General features: G+C 61.4%; 20 protein-coding genes. 12 read left to right on the top strand and 8 right to left on the bottom strand.

Going from position 1 to position 21682, the window contains the following annotated elements; all coding sequences use genetic code 11:
• The first annotated feature begins 203 nt into the window (after positions 1-203).
• The 12 genes from EDD52_RS11965 (at position 204) to EDD52_RS11910 (ending at position 11949) form a co-directional block, all read left to right on the top strand.
• Entirely contained in the window at positions 204-1184 is a 981-nt protein-coding gene (locus EDD52_RS11965) for an HlyD family secretion protein (protein WP_132245234.1), read from the top strand.
• Positions 1181-3913 (top strand): ribosome-associated ATPase/putative transporter RbbA, encoded by a 2733-nt coding sequence (gene rbbA, locus EDD52_RS11960; RefSeq protein ID WP_132245232.1) that lies wholly within the window; start codon positions 1181-1183, stop codon positions 3911-3913. The genes EDD52_RS11965 and rbbA overlap by 4 nt, the downstream gene beginning before the upstream one ends.
• 1 nt (position 3914) lies before the next feature.
• Positions 3915-5042, top strand: a complete 1128-nt coding sequence (locus EDD52_RS11955) for an ABC transporter permease (protein ID WP_132245230.1) — start codon at positions 3915-3917, stop codon at positions 5040-5042.
• A gap of 329 nt (positions 5043-5371) precedes the next feature.
• Positions 5372-6784: a F0F1 ATP synthase subunit beta gene (gene atpD / locus EDD52_RS11950; RefSeq protein WP_132245228.1), complete on the top strand. Its 1413-nt coding sequence runs from the start codon at positions 5372-5374 to the stop codon at positions 6782-6784.
• Positions 6781-7191: an ATPase gene (locus EDD52_RS11945; protein WP_132245226.1), complete on the top strand. Its 411-nt coding sequence runs from the start codon at positions 6781-6783 to the stop codon at positions 7189-7191. Before atpD ends, EDD52_RS11945 begins: the two co-directional genes overlap by 4 nt.
• A complete protein-coding gene (locus EDD52_RS11940) occupies positions 7188-7475 on the top strand; it encodes an AtpZ/AtpI family protein (RefSeq protein WP_132245224.1) in 288 nt (95 codons plus the stop codon). Before EDD52_RS11945 ends, EDD52_RS11940 begins: the two co-directional genes overlap by 4 nt.
• Positions 7472-7771 (top strand): ATP synthase subunit AtpR, encoded by a 300-nt coding sequence (locus EDD52_RS11935; RefSeq protein ID WP_132245222.1) that lies wholly within the window; start codon positions 7472-7474, stop codon positions 7769-7771. The genes EDD52_RS11940 and EDD52_RS11935 overlap by 4 nt, the downstream gene beginning before the upstream one ends.
• Positions 7768-8463, top strand: coding sequence for a F0F1 ATP synthase subunit A (locus tag EDD52_RS11930; RefSeq protein ID WP_132245220.1), 696 nt, complete (start codon positions 7768-7770; stop codon positions 8461-8463). Before EDD52_RS11935 ends, EDD52_RS11930 begins: the two co-directional genes overlap by 4 nt.
• Entirely contained in the window at positions 8460-8750 is a 291-nt protein-coding gene (locus EDD52_RS11925; RefSeq protein ID WP_132245218.1) for a F0F1 ATP synthase subunit C, read from the top strand. The genes EDD52_RS11930 and EDD52_RS11925 overlap by 4 nt, the downstream gene beginning before the upstream one ends.
• 4 nt (positions 8751-8754) lie before the next feature.
• Positions 8755-9519 (top strand): F0F1 ATP synthase subunit B family protein, encoded by a 765-nt coding sequence (locus tag EDD52_RS11920; RefSeq protein WP_132245216.1) that lies wholly within the window; start codon positions 8755-8757, stop codon positions 9517-9519.
• The gene (locus tag EDD52_RS11915; RefSeq protein ID WP_132245214.1) at positions 9516-11054 is read left to right on the top strand and encodes a F0F1 ATP synthase subunit alpha; all 1539 of its coding nucleotides are present in this window, start codon (positions 9516-9518) and stop codon (positions 11052-11054) included. The genes EDD52_RS11920 and EDD52_RS11915 overlap by 4 nt, the downstream gene beginning before the upstream one ends.
• On the top strand, positions 11038-11949 hold the full coding sequence (locus EDD52_RS11910) for a F0F1 ATP synthase subunit gamma (protein ID WP_132245212.1): 912 nt from the start codon (positions 11038-11040) through the stop codon (positions 11947-11949). Before EDD52_RS11915 ends, EDD52_RS11910 begins: the two co-directional genes overlap by 17 nt.
• A 117-nt stretch (positions 11950-12066) precedes the next feature.
• On the opposite strand, the gene EDD52_RS11905 is transcribed toward EDD52_RS11910, so the two are convergent.
• The 8 genes from EDD52_RS11905 to EDD52_RS11870 all read right to left on the bottom strand — a co-directional run bounded on the left by EDD52_RS11905 (position 12067) and on the right by EDD52_RS11870 (position 21670).
• Complete coding sequence (locus EDD52_RS11905; RefSeq protein WP_132245210.1) at positions 12067-12816, bottom strand: helix-turn-helix domain-containing protein; 750 nt, start codon at positions 12814-12816, stop codon at positions 12067-12069.
• A gap of 193 nt (positions 12817-13009) precedes the next feature.
• Positions 13010-13474 carry a MarR family winged helix-turn-helix transcriptional regulator gene (locus EDD52_RS11900; protein ID WP_132245208.1) on the bottom strand — a complete coding sequence of 155 codons (465 nt, stop codon included), beginning with the start codon at positions 13472-13474 and terminating at the stop codon, positions 13010-13012.
• A gap of 304 nt (positions 13475-13778) precedes the next feature.
• Complete coding sequence (locus EDD52_RS11895) at positions 13779-14573, bottom strand: PaaX family transcriptional regulator C-terminal domain-containing protein (protein ID WP_132245207.1); 795 nt, start codon at positions 14571-14573, stop codon at positions 13779-13781.
• 37 nt (positions 14574-14610) lie between these two features.
• Positions 14611-16647, bottom strand: coding sequence for a phenylacetic acid degradation bifunctional protein PaaZ (gene paaZ, locus EDD52_RS11890; RefSeq protein ID WP_132245205.1), 2037 nt, complete (start codon positions 16645-16647; stop codon positions 14611-14613).
• Between the two features lie 30 nt (positions 16648-16677).
• The gene (locus EDD52_RS11885; RefSeq protein ID WP_132245203.1) at positions 16678-18030 is read right to left on the bottom strand and encodes a TRAP transporter large permease; all 1353 of its coding nucleotides are present in this window, start codon (positions 18028-18030) and stop codon (positions 16678-16680) included.
• The gene (locus EDD52_RS11880; RefSeq protein WP_132245201.1) at positions 18027-18533 is read right to left on the bottom strand and encodes a TRAP transporter small permease; all 507 of its coding nucleotides are present in this window, start codon (positions 18531-18533) and stop codon (positions 18027-18029) included. The genes EDD52_RS11885 and EDD52_RS11880 overlap by 4 nt, the downstream gene beginning before the upstream one ends.
• Positions 18534-18607: 74 nt before the next feature.
• Positions 18608-19624, bottom strand: coding sequence for a TRAP transporter substrate-binding protein (locus EDD52_RS11875; RefSeq protein WP_132245199.1), 1017 nt, complete (start codon positions 19622-19624; stop codon positions 18608-18610).
• A 36-nt stretch (positions 19625-19660) separates the two neighbouring features.
• Entirely contained in the window at positions 19661-21670 is a 2010-nt protein-coding gene (locus EDD52_RS11870) for an FAD-dependent oxidoreductase (protein WP_341539840.1), read from the bottom strand.
• Positions 21671-21682: the final 12 nt, after the last annotated feature.

Raw genomic sequence — 21682 nt, 5'->3', positions numbered from 1 at the left:
GTACCTTTTTCAAGCGCGTCAGACGTTCAACCCGTGAAACGCGGAAGTTGTTGAAAGTTGCGTACCTTTTAGCGCCATTTCGCGTTCGCGAATTGACGTATGTCATTCTGCGAACCGAAAAGGCGTGGCAAATGCCAAGGAGGAACGGCCACGGGTCGTCGTTCGACTCAAAGATTAGGAGTGGCTTTAATGGGGCGCGGATCATGAACAGGAAATGGCTGGTTCTGGCCGTCGTCGTCGTGGCACTCGGTGGGGCCGGGTGGCTTTGGTGGCAGAACTCCGTCGCGTCAGAGGTGCCCGAGGGTATCGCATTCTCCAATGGGCGGATCGAAGCGGAGCGGATCGAAGTTGCCACGAAGCTGGCCGGACGGGTTGCCGAGGTGGCCGTGGATGAAGGTGACTGGGTCGAGGCCGGACAAATCGTCGCCCGGATGGAGACGACAGAGCTTGACGCCCAGTTGCGCGCCGCGCAGGCGGCGGTCGTGCAGGCCCGCCAACAAGAGCTTCAGGCACAGGCGCTGTTGCGTCAGCGCCAGTCCGAACTCACCACGGTAGAGGCGGAATTCGAACGGGTGCAGAAACTGGCCAGCGACGGGTTCTACAGCGAAGCACAGCTGGACGCGCAGCGCACTGCATTCGACACCGCGCAGGCCGCCCTGGCTGCGGCAGAGGCAGGTATCCCTTTGGCAGAGGCCAATATCGGGGCGGCTGAAGCTTCGGTTGAGCGCTTGCAAAGCCTGATCGACGACGCGCAACTGTCCGCACCACGGGACGGGCGCGTGCAATATGTTCTGGCGCATGCCGGCGAAGTCCTGGCTGCCGGTGGGCGGGTCGTGACCCTGACGGATCTTGCCGACATGTACATGTCGATCTTCCTGCCCACGCGGGATGCCGCGCGATTGTCCATTGGCGACGAGGCGCGGATCATTCTTGATGCGATCCCCGACTACGTCATTCCGGCCACTGTCACCTTCGTTGCAAGCTCTGCCCAGTTCACGCCGAAATCCGTCGAAACCCAGGAAGAGCGGGACCAGCTGATGTTCCGGGTCAAGCTGACCATCGCGCCGGAGCTGTTGAAGGAATATCAGGAACAGGCGCGGGCAGGGGTGCCGGGGGTCGGCTATGTCCGTGTCGACAAGTCGATCGCGTGGCCGCAAGACCTTGCGGTGAAGCTGCCGCAATGAACAATACCCCGGTCGTCCGCCTTTCAAATGTGGCGCATCGCTACGGCGCGACCATTGCGCTGGAGGATGTAAGTCTGGATATCCCGGCCGGATGCATGGCCGGGGTGATCGGTCCTGACGGGGTCGGGAAATCCACTCTTCTGGCGCTCTCTGCCGGGGTGCGCAGGATGCAGACCGGGGATTTGCAAGTGTTGGGGGGCAATATCCGTGACCGCCAACATCTGAAAGCATGCAACAACCGCATCGCCTATATGCCTCAGGGGCTTGGGAAGAACCTTTATCCCACCCTGACGGTCACTGAAAACCTCGACTTTTTCGGCAGGCTTTTTGCGCAAGGCGCGGCGGAACGGCAAAGGCGCATCGATACCCTGCTGCAAGCCACCGGTCTTGATCCGTTTCCGGACCGTCCGGCGGGCAAGCTGTCGGGTGGCATGAAGCAGAAGCTGTCGCTGTGTTCGGCGCTGATACATGATCCTGACCTGCTGATCCTGGACGAGCCGACCACCGGGGTGGATCCGCTGTCGCGGCAGCAATTCTGGGATCTGATAGACCATATCCGTGCGGATCGGCCGAATATGAGCGTCATCGTCGCCACGGCCTATATGGAAGAGGCAGAGCGCTTTGACTGGCTGGCGGCCATGTCGGACGGAAAGGTTATCGCGACGGGGACGCCGTCTGAGGTGCGCCAAAAGGCCGGGCAGGACACGTTGGAAAAGGCGTTTATCACCCTGTTGCCAGAGGCTGTCCGGGCGGGGCATCGCGATGTTGTCGTGCCACCCTTTGTGCCAAGCCAAGAGGAGCCTGCCGTTCAGGCGATCGCGCTGACCCGCAAGTTCGGCGATTTCGTGGCCGTTGATAACGTGGATTTCGACATCGCGCGCGGCGAGATCTTCGGGTTTCTCGGCTCGAATGGCTGCGGCAAGACCACAACCATGAAGATGCTGACCGGGCTTTTGCCCGCAAGCAGTGGCAAGGCGCTGCTGTTCGGCGCGCCGCTGGATGCAGACGATATGCGCACCCGCCAGCGTGTTGGCTATATGTCGCAATCCTTCTCGCTCTACACCGAACTGACCGTGCGGCAGAACCTTGATCTGCACGCGGACCTCTACCAGATCCCGGCGCAGGACCGGCAGGGCCGTATCGGTGAAGTGCTGGACCAGTTCGAGCTATCCGAGGTGGCAGAGCAGCGGCCCGACGCGCTGCCTCTTGGCATTCGCCAGCGATTGCAGCTGGCCGTCGCCGTCATCCACTCGCCCGAAGTGCTGATCCTGGATGAGCCGACCTCCGGGGTTGACCCTGTTGCGCGCGACGCGTTCTGGCAGCATCTTGTGGGGCTGTCGCGCGATCAGGGCGTCACGATCTTCGTATCAACCCATTTCATGAACGAGGCCGAACGATGCGATCGCATTTCGCTCATGCATGCGGGGCGCGTTCTGGTCGTCGGTGCCCCTGAGGAGATCATCGCGCGCAAGCAGGCCCAAAATCTCAACGACGCGTTTGTCAGCTATTTGCGGGAGGCAAACGGGTCCGACCCTTCACCGTCGCAGGCAAAGACGCACGAGCCAATTCCGACAGAGCTGCCGGTGCAAAGGCGCCAGCCCATGTTCAACCTCGCGCGGATGTGGGCCTTTGCCTTGCGCGAAACGATGGAAATTCTGCGCGATCCCCTGCGGCTGACCTTCGCGTTTCTCGGGCCGGTGATCCTGATGCTGACTTTCGGCTACGGCATTTCCTTCGACGTGGACGAGCTGCCCTATGCCGTTTCGGACCGGGACCAAAGCGCGGAGAGCCGCGAGCTTCTGGAGGCATTCTCCGGCTCGCGCTATTTTCTGGAACAGCCGCCAGCGACCAGCACCGAAGAACTGGCAGACCGGATGCGCGCGGGAGAGATCACGCTGGCAATCGACATCCCGCCGGGCTTCGGACGGATGCTGCTGCGTGATGAATACCCGGAAGTTCGGATTGCGATAGACGCCGCCATGCCGTTTCGCGCGGAAACGGCGCGCGGCTATATCCAGGGGCTCGCGCTGTCCTACATGCAGGAACAGATGCGCCGAACCTACGGAGAGGTGCCGGATTCGGGCGGCGCGGATGTCGTGACCAGATACCGCTACAACCAATCCTTCGAAAGCGTCTTTGCGATGGTCCCGTCCGTGATCATGATGATGCTCGTGCTGATCCCCTCGATGATGGCGGCGATGGGGGTTGTGCGCGAAAAGGAAACCGGCTCCATCGCCAATTTCCACTCGACCCCCGTCACCCGGACAGAATTCATTCTGGGCAAGCAACTGCCTTATGTCGTGATCGCCAGTCTCAGTTTCCTGACGCTGCTGGCCATCGCGTACGGCGTCTTTCAGGTGCCCATCAAGGGGTCGTGGGCGGCCTTGCTGATGGGCACGCTGATCTATGTTCTGGCGACGACCGGCTTTGGCATTCTGGTCTCGACCTTCACGAAAACGCAGGTCGCAGCAACGTTTGCCACCGCGATTATCGCCATCATCCCGGCGGTCAACTTTTCCGGGCTGTTCGTTCCCACATCCTCGCTCTCGGGCGGGGGGCGTCTGTTGGGGCTAAGCTTTCCGGCCGCCTGGTATCAGCAGATCAGCATCGGCACGTTCACCAAGGATCTGGGATTTGCCGAGCTTTGGCAGAACCACGTGGCCCTTGCAGGCTTTGCCGTGCTTTTCGTGACTGCGGCCATCCTGCTTTTGCACAAACAGGAGCGCTGAGATGGGGCGATGGCTGTTCAACATCTACCGGCTCGGGCTCAAGGAATTGCGCAGCCTGAAGACCGACCCGGTTCTGCTGTTGCTGATCGTCTACATGTTCAGCTTTGCGATCTACGCTGTCGCGACCGGCGCCAAGGTCGAGGTTGTGAACGCGTCGGTGGCCTATGTGGATCTGGATCAATCCGATCTCAGCGGGCGGATCGTGGATGCAATCCTGCCGCCCGAATTTGAAGACCCGCAGCGTATTTCGGCGGCCGAGGTTGATCGCGTGATGGATGATGGCGAGTATGTTTTCGTCTTGTCCTTCCCCCCGAATTTCGAAGCGGATGTGATTGCGGAGCGCGTGCCAGAGCTCCAGTTGAATGTGGATGCGACCGCGATGGTTCAGGCCGGTAACGGGTCGGTTTTTCTGCAACAGATTATCGCGGACGAGATCACCAAATTCGAATCCCAGGATGACACGTCCAGCACGCTTCCCATCGATCTGATCGTGTCGGCGCAGTTCAATCCGAACATGAAATCCACATGGTTTTCATCCGTGATGCAGATCATCAACAACGTCACCATTCTGGCCGTGATGCTGACCGGCGCCGCATTGATCAGAGAGCGGGAACACGGAACGATCGAGCATCTGCTCGTCATGCCCGTGTCACCCTCAGAAATCATGTTGGCGAAGATTTGGGCCAATGGTCTGGCGATCATCATTGCGGCCATTCTGTCGCTCTGGCTGGTGATACAGGGGTTCCTGTCCGTCCCCATTGCCGGGTCGATCATGCTCTTTATCGCGGGAACGGTGCTGTATCTTCTCTCGGTTGCCGGTTTGGGCATTTTGCTCGCGACCTTCACCACTTCGATGCCGCAATTCGGTCTTCTGGTCATGCCGGTTCTGGTCATCATGAACCTGCTATCCGGAAGCACGACACCGATGGAGAGCATTCCGGAATGGTTGCAGACGATGATGCAGGCCTCACCCTCCACGCATTTCGTCAGCTTCTCGCAGGCGATCCTGTATCGCGGCGCGGGAATGGAAACGGTCTGGCCTGACATGGTGGTGATGGCGGGCTTGAGCGCCGTTTTCTTCGCAATATCCCTGATGCGGTTTCGTCAGACCATGGCCAGCGGCCAATAGCGACGCGTCCATTCGGAAATAGGGCTGGCGGTTCTTGTCTCGGGCCGCCGCAGCGCCCCGTGTGATGGGCGCGAAGATCACGGAATCAGGTTACCCATTCGGGGCGGCGGCGCGCCGGACCGGCGCTGTCCCTGCGCCTTCAACGCGCCGGGTTCCGATCATGATTTCGTGAACTTCGATGAATTTGACGCCGTCCAGCCCGTTTGCGGCCCAAGGCGTGCCCGGCGATTGACGCATGTCAAATCGCGGCGCTGCAGCATTGCTAATGTGGGGCCGGACGCGGGCCCTCAGATGCAGGATCCGGTCAGAACAGCTGGATACCGCGAGTGATGACCCAGACCACGACACAGCCTCAGGCGCACGACACACAACCCACCATATTGGCGGAGGGTCGTATCGCGGCCATCCATGGCGGGATCGTCGACGTGGCGTTCGAAGATGCCGTGCCCCGCATTCACGACCTTCTTTACGCAGGGGAGGTGCCGCTGGAAGTGTCCGCGCTGATTGGCGACGGTATGGTGCGCGCAATGGCCATGGCCCCGGTGCGCGGGCTTGGGCTTGGCATGGCGGTCACCTCAACCGGCGGGCCCATCACGGTCCCGGTGGGCGAGGCGGTTCTGGGCCGGATGCTGGATGTCTTCGGCGCGCCTCTGGACGGGCGTCCCGCCCCGGAAACGGGCTCGTACAAATCCATCCATCAGCCGCCGCCCAGCCTGTCCCAACGCGTGGTCCATTCCAACTTTCTGGAAACCGGGATCAAGGCGATCGACCTACTGTCGCCCATCGAACGCGGCGGCAAGACCGGCCTTTTTGGCGGCGCCGGAGTCGGCAAGACGGTTCTGATCACCGAACTCATCAACAACACCGTCCAGCACCACAAGGGCGTCAGCCTGTTTTGTGGTATCGGCGAACGGTCGCGCGAGGCCGAAGAGCTTTACCGCGAGATGGGCGAGGCGGGCGTGCGCGAAAAGACGGTCATGCTTTTCGGGCAAATGAACAAGGCACCCGGCGTGCGGTTCCTTATCGGCAACACGGCGTTGACGATGGCGGAGTTCTTTCGGGACGAAAAGGGTCAGGATGTCCTGCTGCTCATCGACAATATTTTTCGGTTCGTGCAGGCGGGGTCAGAAGTGTCGGGCCTGTTGGGACGGATGCCGTCGCGGGTCGGGTACCAGCCGACGCTGGCCACGGAACTGGCCGCGCTGGAAGAGCGGATCACCTCTACCGAACGCGGTGCGATCACCTCCATTCAGGCGGTTTACGTGCCAGCGGATGACTTCACCGATCCTGCGGCCGCGCATATCTTTTCGCATCTGTCCGCCTCGGTCGTGTTGTCGCGCAAACGGGCCAGCGAGGGGCTATACCCGGCGGTGGATCCTCTGGCATCCACCTCGGTGATGCTGACGCCATCGGTCGTGGGGCAAAGGCATTACGACATCGCTCGCGCGGTGCGCAGCACGCTAGCCGAATACGAGGAACTGCGCGACATCATCGCGATGCTGGGGCTGGAGGAGCTGTCCTCGGCCGACCGGCTTACCGTGGCCCGCGCCCGGCGGCTGGAGCGGTTCCTCACACAGCCCTTTGTGACGACCGAAGCCTTCAGCGGCATGAAAGGCCGGACCGTTCCGATTGCAGAAACACTCGACAGTTGTGAGACGATCCTGAACCAGACCGAATTTCCGCTGCCCGAAAGCGCCTATTACATGATCGGCGATCTGAGCGATCTGGAAGGTGCGCCATGAACATGGCCCAATACATGAGCGTCAGCCTGCGCCTGCCGACCCGTCTGCTGTTTGAAGGGCGCGCCCGGCGGCTGACCGCGGTGGCGCCCAACGGCGCCTTCGGCATTTTGCCAAATCACGTCGATTTTGTCACCGCGCTGGTGCCTTCTGTCCTGACGCTCTGCCTTGACGACGGGGCAGAGGCGATCTTTGGCATCGACGAGGGGCTGCTCGTCAAGAAGGGGCACAGCGTTTCCGTGGCCGTGTTGCGAGGCGTTCAGGGGGATGATCTGGACAGTCTGCAACATACGGTCGAAGCGCGTTTCGTGCAGATGGACGAAGAAGAACGGCAAGCAAGATCGGCCCTGTCGCGGCTGGAGGCCGACATGGTCCGTCGCTTTGCCGACCTGCAAAGGCCCGCGCCATGAGCCCCGATCCCGACAAATCCGCAGAGCACATCGCGCGTCAGGCCAAACGCATGAAATCCTCGCGCGATCATCCCGGACCCAGCCCGCTGCGCGGCATCGGCACGTTCGGAATGATCGGCTGGTCCATCGCCGTTCCGACGGTAGGGGGCGCGTTCCTGGGCCAGTGGCTGGACCGCGTGGCCCCGCAGCGCTTTTCCTGGACGATCGCCCTGATCCTTGGGGGCGTCGTGATAGGCGTCTTCATCGCAGCGGCCTGGGTCAACAAAGAAGGAGGCGAGAAATGATCGTAGTGCAATGGTCGGCCCTGGGCCTTGGAGCGGCTGCCGGGACATTGGTGAGCGCGTTTTTCTTTCTTGGGCTGGCCTATGGGATGCGGTCTGCCTTGCAGGGCGAAAATACGATCGCGACCCTCGCTGTGAGTGCTGTCCTGCGTATCGCTGCCCTTCTGGGCATCGGCTGGTTTGTCGTGACACAGGCCGGGCCGTGGGCCTTTGCAGGCTACGGCATTGCCTTTTTCGTCTGCCGGCGCATCGCCACCACCATCGCCCGCGTTCCGGTGCAGGCAGGGGGCGCGAAATGACCCTATCACCTGACGAGACGATCATGTTCATGATCTGGGGCATTCCCGTCAATGCGACCATTTTTTATACGTGGATCGTCATGGCGGTGCTGACGGGTGCCTCCATGCTCATCACGCGCAACCTGCGGCCGGATGTGCCGCCAAACCGGTGGCGGACCGCGCTCGAAGTGATCGTGCAGGGCATTCAAAGCCAGATCGAAGAGATATCGCAAGGCCCGTCGCGCCACCTTCTGTATTTCGCAGGGACGTTGTTTCTGTTTGTCGCGGTGTCCAACCTGCTTCTTGTCGTTCCGGGGTTCGAACCGCCCACGTCGTCGCTGTCGACCACGACCGCTCTGGCCCTGTCCGTTCTCGTTGCCGTGCCTCTTTTCGGGATCACCAGCCGGGGCCTCGGCGGTTACTTCAAGACCTATCTCGAACCCTCGTTCATCATGTTGCCCTTCAATATCATCTCGGAGTTTTCGCGCGGCATTTCGCTTGCGATCCGTCTTTACGGCAACATCATGAGTGGCGCTGTCATCGCGGCAATCCTGCTGACCGTGGCGCCGTTTTTCTTTCCGGTGGTCATGGATCTGCTGGGCCTGCTGACCGGCATGATCCAAGCCTACATCTTCGCGATCCTGGCCACTGTCTACATTTCCAGCGCAACCAAACCCGCAAACCCGTCCACAACTCAGAAGGACAACTCATGACCGACCTTGCGATTATTGCCGCCATCTCGATCTTCACAGCCGGACTGACGGTTTCATTCGGGGCGATTGGTCCCGCACTGGGCGAGGGCAGGGCGGCTGCTCAGGCGCTTAGTTCGATCGCTCAGCAACCCGACGCGGCCTCCACCCTGTCGCGTACCCTGTTTGTAAGCCTTGCGATGATCGAATCCACGGCAATCTACTGTTTTGTCGTGGCCATGATCCTGATCTTCTCCAACCCGTTCTGGAATGCGGCAGTCGAAGCGGCAACAGCAGCGGCGGGCGGCTGATATCATGTCTATCGACTGGATCACGGTCGCAGCCCAGCTAGCCAATTTTCTGGCGCTTGTCTGGCTGTTGAAGCGATTTCTGTACCGCCCGATCCTGGACGGCATAGACGCGCGCGAAGCGGAGATTTCCGAACGGATGCAGGTTGCGGTTCATGCCAAGGAAAAGGCCCGCGCGGCGGAGGCCGATTACCGCGCGCAACTCTCGACGCTGCAATCCGAACAGGCATCGGCGACGGAGGCCGTTCTGCGCAAGGCGGAAGAAGAGAAAAACGCCCTGTTGGCAGAGGCGCATGATCGGGTTGAACGCGAACGCGCCGCCTGGGCTGCGCATCTGAACGACGAGGCCCGCGCCTTTACGGCAAAGATGCACCGGGCGGGCGGGCATGCCCTTCTGGAACTGACTCGCAAGGCCCTGACCGATCTGGCAGATGACACTCTGGAGCCACGCATCGCCGCTCATCTGGGCCGGAAGATAGCCGCCATGGACACAGAGCTGCAACGCGCGGCGGGCAAACCGGACGAGGCCCTCGTCACAAGCCACGAGGCGTTGCCGCGATCAGTGCAGGGCGAAATCAGCGCCACGTTGCGTGAACGCTTTCCCGACCTCAACGTTCGGTTCGAAACCAGTGCGGCCATGGCCCCCGGTCTGTCGCTAAGTCTGGGTGGCGCGCAGCTGTCGTGGACGGTCGATACCTATATTGACGGTCTTGACGCGCTCATGGCCGATCAACTGGCCAGCGGACCCGATGCGATGGGGGGCGCGCGATGACGCTTGATATCAACGCTCCCTCTGTGGAACCGGAAGAGCTGATCCAGGTGCTCTTGCAAAGCCCGCCCCCTGCGCCGCGCCTTAGCGAAGTGGGCGTGGTCGCACAGGTCGGTGACGGCATCGCCATCGTTTCCGGGTTGGAACGCGCCCTGTCCGATGAGGTTCTGGAGTTTGAAAGTGGCGTCCGCGGCATCGTGCTCGACCTGGAACCCGACCGGCTCGGAGTGGTGTTGCTGGGCGCGTCGGAGCGTGTCGCCGTCGGTGAACGGGTCATGAGATCGCACCGCGTCGTCAGCACGCAGGTCGGAGAGGCGCTGCTGGGCCGGGTCGTCGATGCGCTTGGAAACCCCAGCGACGCGAAGGGGCAGTTGAAGGCATCGGCCCTGCATGCGGTCGAGGCAGAGGCCCCGTCCATCCTTGCCCGCCGCGCCATTTCGCGGCCGCTCGCAACCGGCATCAAGGCGATCGACGCAGCCGTGCCCATCGGTCTTGGCCAGCGCCAGCTTGTAATCGGTGACAGGCAGACCGGCAAGACATCGATTTGCGTCGATGCGATCCTTAATCAGAAATCCACGGAGGTCATCTGCATCTATTGCGCTATCGGACAGCGCGGCGATGCGGTGGCGAAGGTCATCGCCGCCATCCGTGAAGGCGGCATGATGGAACGCACCATCGTCATGGCCGCCGGGGATGAAGAGGCCGCGGGACTGGCCTATGTGGCACCCTATGCCGCCATGACCATGGCAGAGAATTTCGCGGGGCAGGGCAGGGATGTTCTCGTGGTGCTGGATGATCTGACCCACCACGCCCGATCCTACCGCGAATTGTCGCTCTTGCTGCGCCGACCACCGGGAAGAGAGGCGTTCCCGGGTGATATTTTCTACATCCACGCCCGCCTGCTGGAACGCGCGGGCCAGTTCACCGAAACGGCTGGGGGTGGGTCTATCACGGCGCTTGCGATCGTGGAGACGCAGGCCGAGAACCTGTCGGCCTATATTCCGACCAACCTCATTTCGATCACGGATGGGCAGGTTTATCTGTCGCCCCGGCTGGTGCGAAAGAACCAGTTTCCCGCCGTCGATCTGGGCAAGTCGGTCAGCCGTGTCGGTGGCAAGGCGCAAAGCCCTGCCTTCCGGTCGGTGGCCGGCAACCTGCGCGTGACCCTGTCGCAATTCGAGGAACTGGAGGATTTTGCCCGTTTCGGCACGCGACTGGATGACGCGACCCGCGCGCGGCTGACCCGCGGCGCTGCGGTCCGGGGCGCCCTCCGTCAGGCCGAACGTGACCCGATGCCCACGGTCGAGCAATTGGCCGTGCTGACGGCCGCCAATGAAGGCGTCTTTGATGGTCTGAACGAAGCTGACGCTGACGCGGTCATATCGCGGTTGCGGAACGCAGCACGGCGCGACCTTGCGGACATTGCCGACAGCATCGCAAAGGACGGGACGCTTGACGATGAGGCCCGTGCCCGGATGCTTGCCCTTGGCCAGCGCGCGCGCGATCCAGACCGGAGCGTAGATGCCCCAGACGCTTGAAACACTGACGCGCCAGATGGGCAGTATGGAAAGCATCCATAGTGTCGTGCGCACGATGAAAACGCTGTCGGTCATCAACTCCGCCCCCTACGAACAGGCCGGTCGCGCGATCGAGGCCTACCACCAGACCGTGCTGGACGGGCTGCATGCGTTTCTCCGATCAACCGGGCCGCTGGACGTGCCAGTGCACGAGGTCAGCGAAAAGGTCTTTGTGGTCTTCGGTTCGGATCACGGGCTGTGCGGCAGTTACAACGAAGTGCTCGCCGCGCATCTGTCCGCTCAGATCGCGTCTGAGGGGGGTAGCGCGCCGACCGTCCTGTGTGTCGGCGCCCAGATGGCCGATGCGCTGGCGGACCGGTCGATTGAGGTCGAGCGGCTCTTCCTGCCGCCCGCATCGGTCGACGGTATCGGGCGATTGGCGAACCTGTTGACGCAGCATCTGGACGAAATCCGGCAAAAGGCCCATCCGTCGGATATCGCAGTGAACCTGACCTTTACTGCGCGCGGCGACGGTGGCGGACAGGTCACGAAAAGCGTTCCGCTGCTGCCTCTGGGCGATGCGCTGTTGCACGATCTTCAGAAAGAGCCGTGGGAGTCGCGCAGCCTTCCGACCTTCTCGATGCAAGCGCGCGAGCTGTTCCTCTCGTTGATCCGCGGATTTGTCTTTGCAAGCCTCTTCAAGGCCTCCGCCGAGGCGATGGTAACCGAGAATGCGGCGCGTCTGGCGTTGATGCAGCAGGCGGAACAGTCCATCGAGGACCGGCTGGAGGCTCTGAGATCGGATGCCAATGCCCTGCGCCAAAGCGGCATCACCACAGAGCTTCTGGACGTGATCATCGGGTTCGAGGCGCTCAGGAAAACCGGGAAAAAGACATCGGCTCCACGCGAAACGTGACCTGGAGACGAAGCCAACCGTTAGGGAGATGGCGGACGGAAATCCTGAACCCTTCCGGGATTTAGCGCCAAGGCGCAGCATGGTTTTACGCTTCGGCCGGACTGCCGCGCTTGCATCTCAGATGATCTTGAACTTCTCCGGGGTCTTGAGATCGATCCGACCCGTCCGCTTAAGGTGGCTGAAAGCCCGGCTGACACTTTCCGTCGATAGTCCGATATGGTCGGCAATGTCGCGGCGGGACATTGGAAGGGCGATGTAGCCGGTGCTGGGCCGCGACGCGGCAAAGGTTACGAGAAAATCCAGCAGCCGTTGCGGCCCTTTGCTATGCGAAAGCATCAGCAACTGTTTTTCACGTTGGGCAAGCAACGCCCGGATATAAGCCCTGCTTTCCTGCCGCAGCGCTGTGTTGACCGCGAGTTCCTGTTCAAGCACCGTCCGGGGCAGCGATTTGACAACGACATGGTCAACGGCTTCCGCAGTAAAATGCCAGCGATCCGTATCAGAGATGCCGACAAGCTCTCCCTTTCTAGGAAAGGCGAAAATCTGACGGTGGCCGAAGCTGTCAATGGTGCAGGAGCGGACAGTCCCCGTCTCGATCAGGTAGACCACATTGGCGGGTTCTTCGTGCAGCAGGATCGTGCTGTCGGGTTGGAAATGCTGAGTATAGCCGCGCGCCCGGATGAAAGAGAACAGCGTCTCGTAACTCTGCTTTTCCTCGGCCAACGCAGCTTTTGCACGCGGTCGCCCGGCGAAATCAGGCGGGCAGGGAAGACCGGGATTGCCCTGAACGGGGGGCGGGCTTGGCTCAAGCGTCTTGCCCCAGTCTGAATTGCCTTCAGCGCCGCGTCCTGCATTCAAGGATGTCATGGTCCCACGCTCACTTCTTGTTCACTCGTTTGGCTGTGTTCCGGGTCCAATGACCGACAGGCGCGCCGCTTTTCCGTGGGCCGTGTCAGCGATGTCCTCAGTCAGTGTCAGGCTCTTGTCTCATAGGGTTTCCGAAGGCTGCGGTCGGGGGCCAGTTGGTCGTGGCGTTCCGGGTTCGTCGCATTTCAGGATCTCATTCTTCCTCATTGGCCAGGACGGATTTCCTGGTCCCCGGCACCGTCCCACCCAAGCCGTCCCGCAAGCGCCGGGACAAGTCAAACAGCACCTTCGCATCATCTCCAATAACGGTCCGGATGGTGTCATCCAGTGCCGACCAGGCGTGGTCGATCCCCGATACCAATGCCTGCCCCTCGGCCGTGAGCGCCAAGATGTTCTTGCGTCGCGACTCCGGATCCTGAACGCGCGTGATATATCCTGCTGCCAACAGCCGGTCTGTCATCGTGCTCATGCCTGCGGATGTGACCCCAAAGCTAGACGCCAGATCGACCTGCGAGGCGGTCCCCATGCGATCCAGCGCTTCGATGACACGCGCCTGCCGCGGTTGTATCCCGAATGGTGCGAGCTGTCGCCGCAATTCTGCCTCTATGAGGTTGGCACTGTGGAGCAGGCCGTGAAAGTCATGTTTATCAACTTGCATATTAATAGTTAATATGGGTGCTGAGTGGCAGCTTCAACAACTGGCTTGAAGTTTATTTCTGACTTTAGGGCCGTCATGCTTAGAAAACCGGAGTTTGCTATAGTGACGACCATATTTCTGGCCGGTTTGCCGCTTGCGTGATCAATTGCAATCTGACCCGGCGACGGTGCCTTCCGTTCTATAATGCGGACTTTTAGGACAACAGGGGCTGGCTGACCTGCGATCAGGTGCCGGGGCATCGGTTGCTGCAAATGTGCAGATTATCCACGGCTGTTTTCCCAGCTTTGGCCGCTATTGCAGGACCTCAGGGGGTGGGAATGGAAATCACGGCTGCTTCCAGCTCCTCCAGTTCGACCTTGGGATATTGGGCGAGCAGTCCGGCAACCCCCGCGCGGCAGGCTGCACCTTGCCAATCGTCGGGAAAGACGTGGTCGGGCAGCGCCGGTGTTTTCAGTACGATCCGTCGCCAGCCATGGACCAGCAGAACGCGGATTTCTGCAATCTCAAGAATGGTCAGATCTGGCGAATTGGTTAACTGGGGTCTTATCGTTGCCAATGCCGATGCGAAGGTGCCGGACAACTCTACCGTCGTCTCGTCACAGATCTTTGCCGTCATCCATTGGGGCAAGGCGGTGTCCACGGGAATGCACGTGGCAAAGGCTTGAGGGTCGTCCGGCATGGCGGACGTGATCACCGCATGTGACGTTACCCAGACGCCGTCAAGGTCTTTGCCGGGCGCGGGCTGGCCGGGATTGAACATGCCAAACCACGCGGCCTCGGCGGCCTGCTCTGCCGCATAGATACGCGGCGAGGCTGACGCACTTTGCGCGCGCCCCCATTCGGTGAGAAAATAGGTGCTGGTGCGTCCCTGCCGTTCGCTGTCGATCCAGCCATCCTTGCGCAGACGGTGGATGGCCACGCGCATCGCATCGGGTTTGATGCCGATCTGGCCGGTGATGTGCCGAAGCAGCGGCCCGCTGATCCGCGCGTCCCTGTCTTGCGCCAATTCACCGAAAACGGAGATCAGGAACGACCAGACCCGTGGGGTCTGGCCCATTGTCAGATGTTTGACGACGGTCTGAAACGGCGTGGCGCGCATAGGGGGTTCCTAGCCCGCACCTGCCTGATTTCCAAGCTTAACTTGCGTAGGCGTTCATCGTCAGCAGGTCATATTCCGCCACCAGTTCGTCTTGCTGACTGGTGAGGGTCACGTGCCAGCGCACCTCGCCATATTCTTCGTTGCGCGGTGTCTTGTGCTTCACCGTCAGGCGCACCTTGATGCTGTCGCCCGCTTCGACGGGTTTCATGAAACGAAGGTTGTCCAGCCCTGTATTGGCAAGCACTGGCCCTTCATTTGGTTCGACAAACAGGCCCGCGGCAAAGCTGAGCAGCAGGTAACCATGGGCGACGCGCCCCGGGAAGAAAGGGTTCCTCTTGGCGGCGGCATCGTCCATATGGGCATAGAACGTATCGCCGGTGAACGCGGCAAACTGCTCGATATCGGCCAGGGTGATCTTGCGCGGTTCGGTGCGGATCGTCTCGCCAATCTCCAACTCGTGAAACGTGCGGGTGAACGGATGTGACGGCGCGGGCTTTTCGGCAGCCCCCGGCACCCATTTGCTTCCGATCGCCGTCAGGATATCGGGGCTGCCCTGAATGGCGGTCCGTTGCATGTAATGCATCACACCGCGGACACCGCCCAGTTCCTCGCCGCCGCCCGCGCGTCCGGGGCCGCCATGCACCATATGGGGCAGGGGGGAGCCATGGCCGGTGGATTCCTTCATGCTGTCGCGGTTGTTGAAATAAAGCCGCCCGTGGAATGCGCCCGCACCAAGGGCCACTTCGCGCGCGACCTCGGGATCGTGGGTGATGACGGACGCCACCAGAGAGCCTTCGCCGCGATTGGCCAAAGCGATGGCATGATCCAGATCGCGGTAGCCCATGACGGTCGACACCGGCCCGAACGCCTCTGTGTCATGCACCCGTTCGGCGGCGTCGGGATTGCCACAATGAAACAGCATCGGCGGCAGGAAGGCGCCTTTGGACGCGCTGGCGCCGTGGACGTCGAAATTGTCGGGATCGCCAAACACACGCTCGGCCTCGGTGCCTATGATTGCAGCTTTTTCCAGCACATCGCGCTTTTGACTGTTGGAGACAAGCGCCCCCATGCGCGTGGCGTCGGCCCTTGGGTCGCCGATCACGGTCTTGGTCAGTCGCGCAATCAGCGCTTCGATCACCGCATCGACCTGTGCCTTGGGCGCGATGATGCGCCGGATGGCGGTGCATTTCTGCCCGGCCTTGGTGGTCATCTCGCGATGCACTTCTTTCACGAAAAGTTCGAATTCCGGCGTGCCGGGGGTGGCATCGGGGCCAAGGATCGATGCATTCAGGCTGTCCTGTTCAGCGACAAAGCGGATCGAATTGCGCAGGATGTGCGGCGCCGAGCGTAGCTTGAACGCGGTTTGCGCCGATCCGGTGAAGCTGACCACATCCTGGCAGGTCAGCCGGTCCAGCATGTCGCCCAGACCACCCGACACAAGCTGCAATGCCCCTGCGGGCAAGATCCCGCTGTCGAGCATGATCTTGACGGCCAGCTCTGTGACATAACAGGTGGCGGTTGCGGGTTTCACGATGGCAGGAACACCGGCAAGCAGGGTCGGTGCGAGCTTTTCCAGCATCCCCCAGACGGGAAAGTTGAAGGCATTGATATGCACTGCCACGCCCTGAAGGGAAATTGCGATATGCTGTCCCAGAAAGGTGGCGGAGCGCGAGAGTTGCTCGACCTCGCCGTCGAGATAGACATGCGCATCCGGCATCTCGCGGCGGCCCTTGGAGGCGAAGACAAACATCGTGCCGATGCCGCCGTCGATGTCGATCATGTGGTCGGCCTGCGTGGCCCCGGTGGCGAAGGACAGATCATACAGCGCCTGTTTGTGCTTGCCCAGATGGGCGGCCAGCGCCTTGAGCATGCGGGCGCGGTCATGAAAGGTCAGCGCGCGCAGGGCAGGGCCGCCGGTCTTCCGGGCGTAATCCAGCATCGCTTGCACATCCAGCGCGTCATTGCCCGCGCGGCCCAAAGGCGCGCCGGTCACGGCGTTTTCGATCATCCGGGCATTGGCATCCGGAGCGACCCATCGACCGGCTGCAAAGCTGTTGATCTCAAGAAGGCTCATGTGGTTTCCTTTCGCAGGGTCGGCGGACATCTAATGCCCAAGACCGCCCATCTGGTTTGGCAAGAAAAGAACGAGGATCGGCAGGGCCACGATCAGCGCAAGGCGGATGATGTCGGCGATCCAGAACGGCGTGACGCCCTTGAAGATCTCTCCGGTCGATACGTTTCCGACCACGCCTTTGAGGATGAACACGTTCAGCCCGACAGGGGGGGTGATCAGCGAAATCTCGACCACGACAACCACGACGATGCCGAACCAGATCGGATCAAAGCCCAGCGAGGTTACCAGCGGGAAGAAGATCGGCACGGTCAGCAGCAGCATCGACATGCTTTCGAACACGCAGCCCAGCACGACATAGACCAGCAGGATCATCATCATCACCATCATCGGTGACACGTCATAGGCGGTCACAAGGCTGATCAGCGCCTCTGGCATGCCCGCGACATTGACGAAGTTGGAAAAGACCTGCGCACCGATCAGTACCGCGAACAGGCTGGCAGAGGTGAGCGCGGTTTCTTTCAGAACTTCGATCAAGGCGGCGAAATTCAGCCCGCCTCGCGACAGGGCGATGATGAACGCGCCCATCGCACCCATGCCCGCTGCCTCGGTTGGCGAGAAGGTCAGGTTGAGCGGTGCGAAATCGAAAATGCCGTAGAGGCCGCCTATTACGAGGAAGAACAGCAGCAGCACCGCCCAGACGGATTTCAGCGCGGTGATCCGCTCTGGCCACGGGGTCGTCTCACCTGCGGGGCCCGCCTCGGGCCTGCGCCAGACGGTCCAGCGCACGGCGCCAAGGTAGAACAGGATACCCATGAGCCCCGGAATGATCCCCGCCATGAACAGCTTGCCAATCGAGGTTTCCGTCAGGATGCCGTAGATCACAAGGATCACCGAGGGTGGGATCAGAATGCCCAATGTGCCGCCGGCGGCGATGGATGCGGTGGCAAGCCTGTCGGAATAGTTGAACCGGCGCATCTCGGGCATGGCCACTTTGGACATGGTGGCGGCCGTGGCCAGCGACGACCCGCATATCGCAGAGAACCCGCCGCAGGCCATGACCGTTGCCATTGCCAGACCGCCGCGCATATGGCCGAGAAAGGCGTTGGAGACCGCGTAAAGCTCTCGCGCCATGCCGCCTTTATTCACGAAAAGACCCATCAGGATGAACAGCGGGATCACCGAAAGGCCGTAATCCTGCGCCGTATCGGTGATTTGTCGTCCGACCATCGACAGCGACGCGCGCATGCCACGTTCATCAAACAGGCTGCCTCCGCGCTCATAGGCAAATCCAAGCGTGCCGACAAAGCCCATCGCAAACACGATTGGCATGCGCAGCAGGACCAAAAAAAGAACGACGCCAAAGCCGATCAGTGCAGCGGTCATGACTGCAACTCCTTCAGAACAGCGGGGGCGATCAGGGTCAAAACCCCGGTGACCACCATGGCAACAGCCGCCAAGGTGATGCCCGTCCCGATCAGATACATGGTCAGGAATTGTGGCAGGCCGAGATATTCGGTGACATCGCCATAGCCTCTGGTGCGCTCTGCAAGTGTCCAGACCTGCGACACGGGCCAGTACAGCATCACGCCCGACACCAGCAGGATCAGACCGTTTCTCAGCCGCGACAGGCGGAGCCGCTCAAAGACGCCATCTGTCAGATCAACCGCGATATGGCCGTCGCTGACCGCGATATGGGGCATCACGGCAAAGACCATGACGGCGACGAATATCCGCGTCAGTTCGGTCGCCGCTTCGATCGGGGCGTCAAAGCTGGATCGCAGGATCACGTCGCTGAAGGTCATCACCATCAGCGCGAACAGCGACGCACAGGCCAGCCAGATCGGGACCTGCACGAGAAAATGAAAGATTTTCCTGAACGTCGGCATCAGGCGTCTCCTTGGGAGCGTGGTGCTTCAGGGACCGGGCAATGGGACTGCCCGGTCCGATAGGGTAGACGTCGTTACTGAACACCCAACTCGCTGCGGAAAGAGGCGAGTGCGGCTGCGGCATCAATACCCTTGGCGCTGACTTCTTCGATCACGCTGGCCTGAACGTCAGTCACAATGGAGGCGAAAGCAGCGATATCCTCGACCGAGGCCTGGGTGATCGTGTTGCCTTCGGTGTCCTTGGTCAGCTGAATGCTGAACGCATCGCCTTCGTCCCAGACGGCGCCCGACATGCGGCTGATCGGTTCGCCAAACACCTTGTCCTCAAGTGCTGTTTGCAACTCTTCGGGCAGGTCGGCAAACACGTCTTCATTCATGATGTAGGCAAAGGATCCGCGAAAGAAACCGCCGGGAATTTCAAAATAATGCGGCGCGACTTCGGTCAGGCGAAAGCCCTGGCGGCTGTCGATCGTCATCATCACGCCATCCGCCGTGTTGGAGGACAGGGTCTCGTAAACCTTGGGCGCAGGCACCTGAATGCCGGTCGTGCCAAGGGCCGTGCCCACCTCGCTTGCGACGCCGCCGGGCATGCGCAGCTTGAGGCCAGCCATATCGGCAAGGCTGTCGACGGGCGTATTGGTGTGCAGCTGACCCGCGCCATGGGTGTGCAGGCCGATCACCTTCACGCCGCGATGCTCGTTGAGCGCCGCCAGATGGTTTTGAAAAAGGTTCCAATAGGCAACGGACGCAGCCTCGGCCGTGGTGTCCACGCCGGGAAGCTCGACCAGTTTGTAGCTGGTAAAACGACCGGGTTGATAGCCGTGGAACACATAAGCCACGTCAACCGCCCCATCGAGCACAAGGTCCATCTGCGCAGGCGGCGGTGCGATGCCCATGCGGATTTCTCCGGTTACACGCCCGCCAGTGGCCTCTTCGATCATCTTGATCATGTTCGGCAGCATCTGCGCGTTGATGTTGTGCGTGGGCGGAACCCAGCTTGAAAAGACCAGCGTGTGTTCGGCTTCGGCATGGGCTGCGACGCCCGCTGAAAGTGACAGGGCCGCGACCGTGGCCAGCAGGGATTTGTTCATGTTGTCCTCCTCTTGAATATCGGGTTTTGCGTCGATTTAACGGTAGCGTTGTGCGCGGATCCACGAGCCGGGGCTTTGCAGCTCGAGCGTTGTCAAAGCGTTGCGAATTGCATCTTTTCCAACCGTCTCAGCGGTAAACATCGGCCCGCCGCGCCAGCGCGGAAAGCCGTAGCCATGCAGCTTGACCATATCGACGGCCGCATCGTTTTCGGCGATGCCTTCCTCGACGATCCGCGCGCCTTCATTAGCCAGAACAGCGAGCAGCTGGGTCTGAATTTCGTCTTGGGCATAAGCCTTGCGCGGGATGCCGTTCTTCGCGGCATACTGCGTGATCAGGTCGGTCACGACAGGGTCCACACTGGGGGTGCGGTCGCCCTTGGCGTAAGCATACCAGCCTTTGCCAACACGCTGACCGGTGCGGCCCAGGGCGCAAAGCTGATCCGAGATCGTGACATAGCGTTCTTCGGCGGGGCGCGTGGTGTCCTGTCTGCGGCGGTTGGCTTCGGCGATTTGCAAACCGCCCATGTCCTGCGCCTCGAACGGGCCCATGGCCATGCCAAAGGCGCGCATCGCCTCGTCGATCTGCTGCGGCAGGGCACCGTCGGCCAGCATGTATTCAGCGGCGCGCCGGTAGGCGGCGAGCATCCGGTTGCCGATGAAACCGTCGCAGATGCCCGAAAGGACCGCGACTTTTCGCAGACGTTTGCCAAGCGCGAATGCCGTGGCGAGCGTATCCTTCGATGTCGTGGGCAGCTTCACGACTTCGAGCAGCTTCATGATATGCGCGGGTGAAAAGAAATGCAGCCCGACGCAGCGGGACGGGTTCTTGACCCCTTCGAAAATGTCGCGCGGATCAAGGTAGGAGGTGTTCGTGGCCAATATCGCGTCTTCGGCCATGACCCGCGCCAGACCCGCAAAAGTGGCTTTCTTGGCGCTCAGATCCTCGAACACGGCCTCGATGGCAAGATCCGCGTCCCGAGCTGCACCATAGCCTACATCTGTGCTGAAGGCGGCGATCTGCGCGTCATGCTTTGTCTGGCCGATCTTGCCGCGCTTCAGCGCGCCTGCGATCAAACCCTGCACGCGCTCTTGCGCAGCGTTGGCGGCATCCTGGTCTCGCTCGATAAGGGTCACGCGGTAGCCCGCGCTCAGGCAGGCGGCTGCGATTCCCGCGCCCATGAGGCCACCACCGACAATGGCAATGTTCGCAATGTTTCTGGGCGTCGCGTCCGAAATGTCAGAGGGCTGCGTAACCGCGCGTTCAGCGAAAAACGCGTGCCGCAAAGCCCGGCTTTCATCCGAGGCGCGCAGCGACAGGTGCAGCGCGCGCTCCTTTGGCTGCCCTTCGGAAAACGGCAGCGTGGCCCAGTGGAGCGCATCCAGATTATGCAGCGGTGCGGCCTGTCCGCCTGCGCGGCACATCAGCGTGTTGCGCTTTTCCGCGAACCAATCCGCATCCAGCGGCGGGGCAGGGCGCAGCGATATGGGCGTTCGGGGGTCAGGTGTCAGTGCTCTTGCCGCGTTTTCAAGGTCGTCTTCGATCGCGTCGATGGCCCCAAGGTCCAGCGCCTGTTTCGCTGTCAAGATCTTGCCAGAGCAGGCCATGTCAATCGCGGCATCCCAGCCGAAAAGGCGCGGCGCGCGTTGCGTCCCGCCTGCGCCGGGGACGAGCCCGACATTAACCTCCGGTAGCCCGAACCTGGTTCCCGGCGCTGCAATCCGCTGGGCACAGCCCATCGCGATCTCAAGACCGCCGCCCAGGACCGTTCCATGCAGCAGCGCCACGAACGGTGTGCCGCTGCATTCGATGGCGTTCACGACGTCCGGAAGGTGCGGTTCCTGCGGCGGGGCGTCGAATTCGCTCATGTCGCCGCCCGCGATGAAGGTACGGCCGGCGCATTGCAAAATGGCCAGCCGCGCGCCTTGTACCTTGCCCACGGCGTCAAGCAGCCCCTGACGCACAGCTGTGGAGGTGGCGTTGACCGGAGGGTTGTTCACAGTGACCCAGGCCAGATCATTTTCCATGCGAAAATCGACAACGCTCACGACGTTTCCTCC

Origin of the sequence: Primorskyibacter sedentarius, assembly GCF_004342065.1 — a bacterium.
Lineage (GTDB): Bacteria > Pseudomonadota > Alphaproteobacteria > Rhodobacterales > Rhodobacteraceae > Primorskyibacter > Primorskyibacter sedentarius.
This window is presented reverse-complemented; position numbering and strand designations above follow the sequence as displayed.

Bases quoted from the DNA above. Each gene is read 5' to 3' on its own strand.
- EDD52_RS11965 (WP_132245234.1), top strand. From the start codon at position 204: ATGAACAGGAAATGGCTGGTTCTGGCCGTCGTCGTCGTGGCACTCGGT.
- rbbA (WP_132245232.1), top strand. From the start codon at position 1,181: ATGAACAATACCCCGGTCGTCCGCCTTTCAAATGTGGCGCATCGCTAC.
- EDD52_RS11955 (WP_132245230.1), top strand. From the start codon at position 3,915: ATGGGGCGATGGCTGTTCAACATCTACCGGCTCGGGCTCAAGGAATTG.
- atpD (WP_132245228.1), top strand. From the start codon at position 5,372: ATGACCCAGACCACGACACAGCCTCAGGCGCACGACACACAACCCACC.
- EDD52_RS11945 (WP_132245226.1), top strand. From the start codon at position 6,781: ATGAACATGGCCCAATACATGAGCGTCAGCCTGCGCCTGCCGACCCGT.
- EDD52_RS11940 (WP_132245224.1), top strand. From the start codon at position 7,188: ATGAGCCCCGATCCCGACAAATCCGCAGAGCACATCGCGCGTCAGGCC.
- EDD52_RS11935 (WP_132245222.1), top strand. From the start codon at position 7,472: ATGATCGTAGTGCAATGGTCGGCCCTGGGCCTTGGAGCGGCTGCCGGG.
- EDD52_RS11930 (WP_132245220.1), top strand. From the start codon at position 7,768: ATGACCCTATCACCTGACGAGACGATCATGTTCATGATCTGGGGCATT.
- EDD52_RS11925 (WP_132245218.1), top strand. From the start codon at position 8,460: ATGACCGACCTTGCGATTATTGCCGCCATCTCGATCTTCACAGCCGGA.
- EDD52_RS11920 (WP_132245216.1), top strand. From the start codon at position 8,755: ATGTCTATCGACTGGATCACGGTCGCAGCCCAGCTAGCCAATTTTCTG.
- EDD52_RS11915 (WP_132245214.1), top strand. From the start codon at position 9,516: ATGACGCTTGATATCAACGCTCCCTCTGTGGAACCGGAAGAGCTGATC.
- EDD52_RS11910 (WP_132245212.1), top strand. From the start codon at position 11,038: ATGCCCCAGACGCTTGAAACACTGACGCGCCAGATGGGCAGTATGGAA.
- EDD52_RS11905 (WP_132245210.1), bottom strand. From the start codon at position 12,816: ATGACATCCTTGAATGCAGGACGCGGCGCTGAAGGCAATTCAGACTGG.
- EDD52_RS11900 (WP_132245208.1), bottom strand. From the start codon at position 13,474: ATGCAAGTTGATAAACATGACTTTCACGGCCTGCTCCACAGTGCCAAC.
- EDD52_RS11895 (WP_132245207.1), bottom strand. From the start codon at position 14,573: ATGCGCGCCACGCCGTTTCAGACCGTCGTCAAACATCTGACAATGGGC.
- paaZ (WP_132245205.1), bottom strand. From the start codon at position 16,647: ATGAGCCTTCTTGAGATCAACAGCTTTGCAGCCGGTCGATGGGTCGCT.
- EDD52_RS11885 (WP_132245203.1), bottom strand. From the start codon at position 18,030: ATGACCGCTGCACTGATCGGCTTTGGCGTCGTTCTTTTTTTGGTCCTG.
- EDD52_RS11880 (WP_132245201.1), bottom strand. From the start codon at position 18,533: ATGCCGACGTTCAGGAAAATCTTTCATTTTCTCGTGCAGGTCCCGATC.
- EDD52_RS11875 (WP_132245199.1), bottom strand. From the start codon at position 19,624: ATGAACAAATCCCTGCTGGCCACGGTCGCGGCCCTGTCACTTTCAGCG.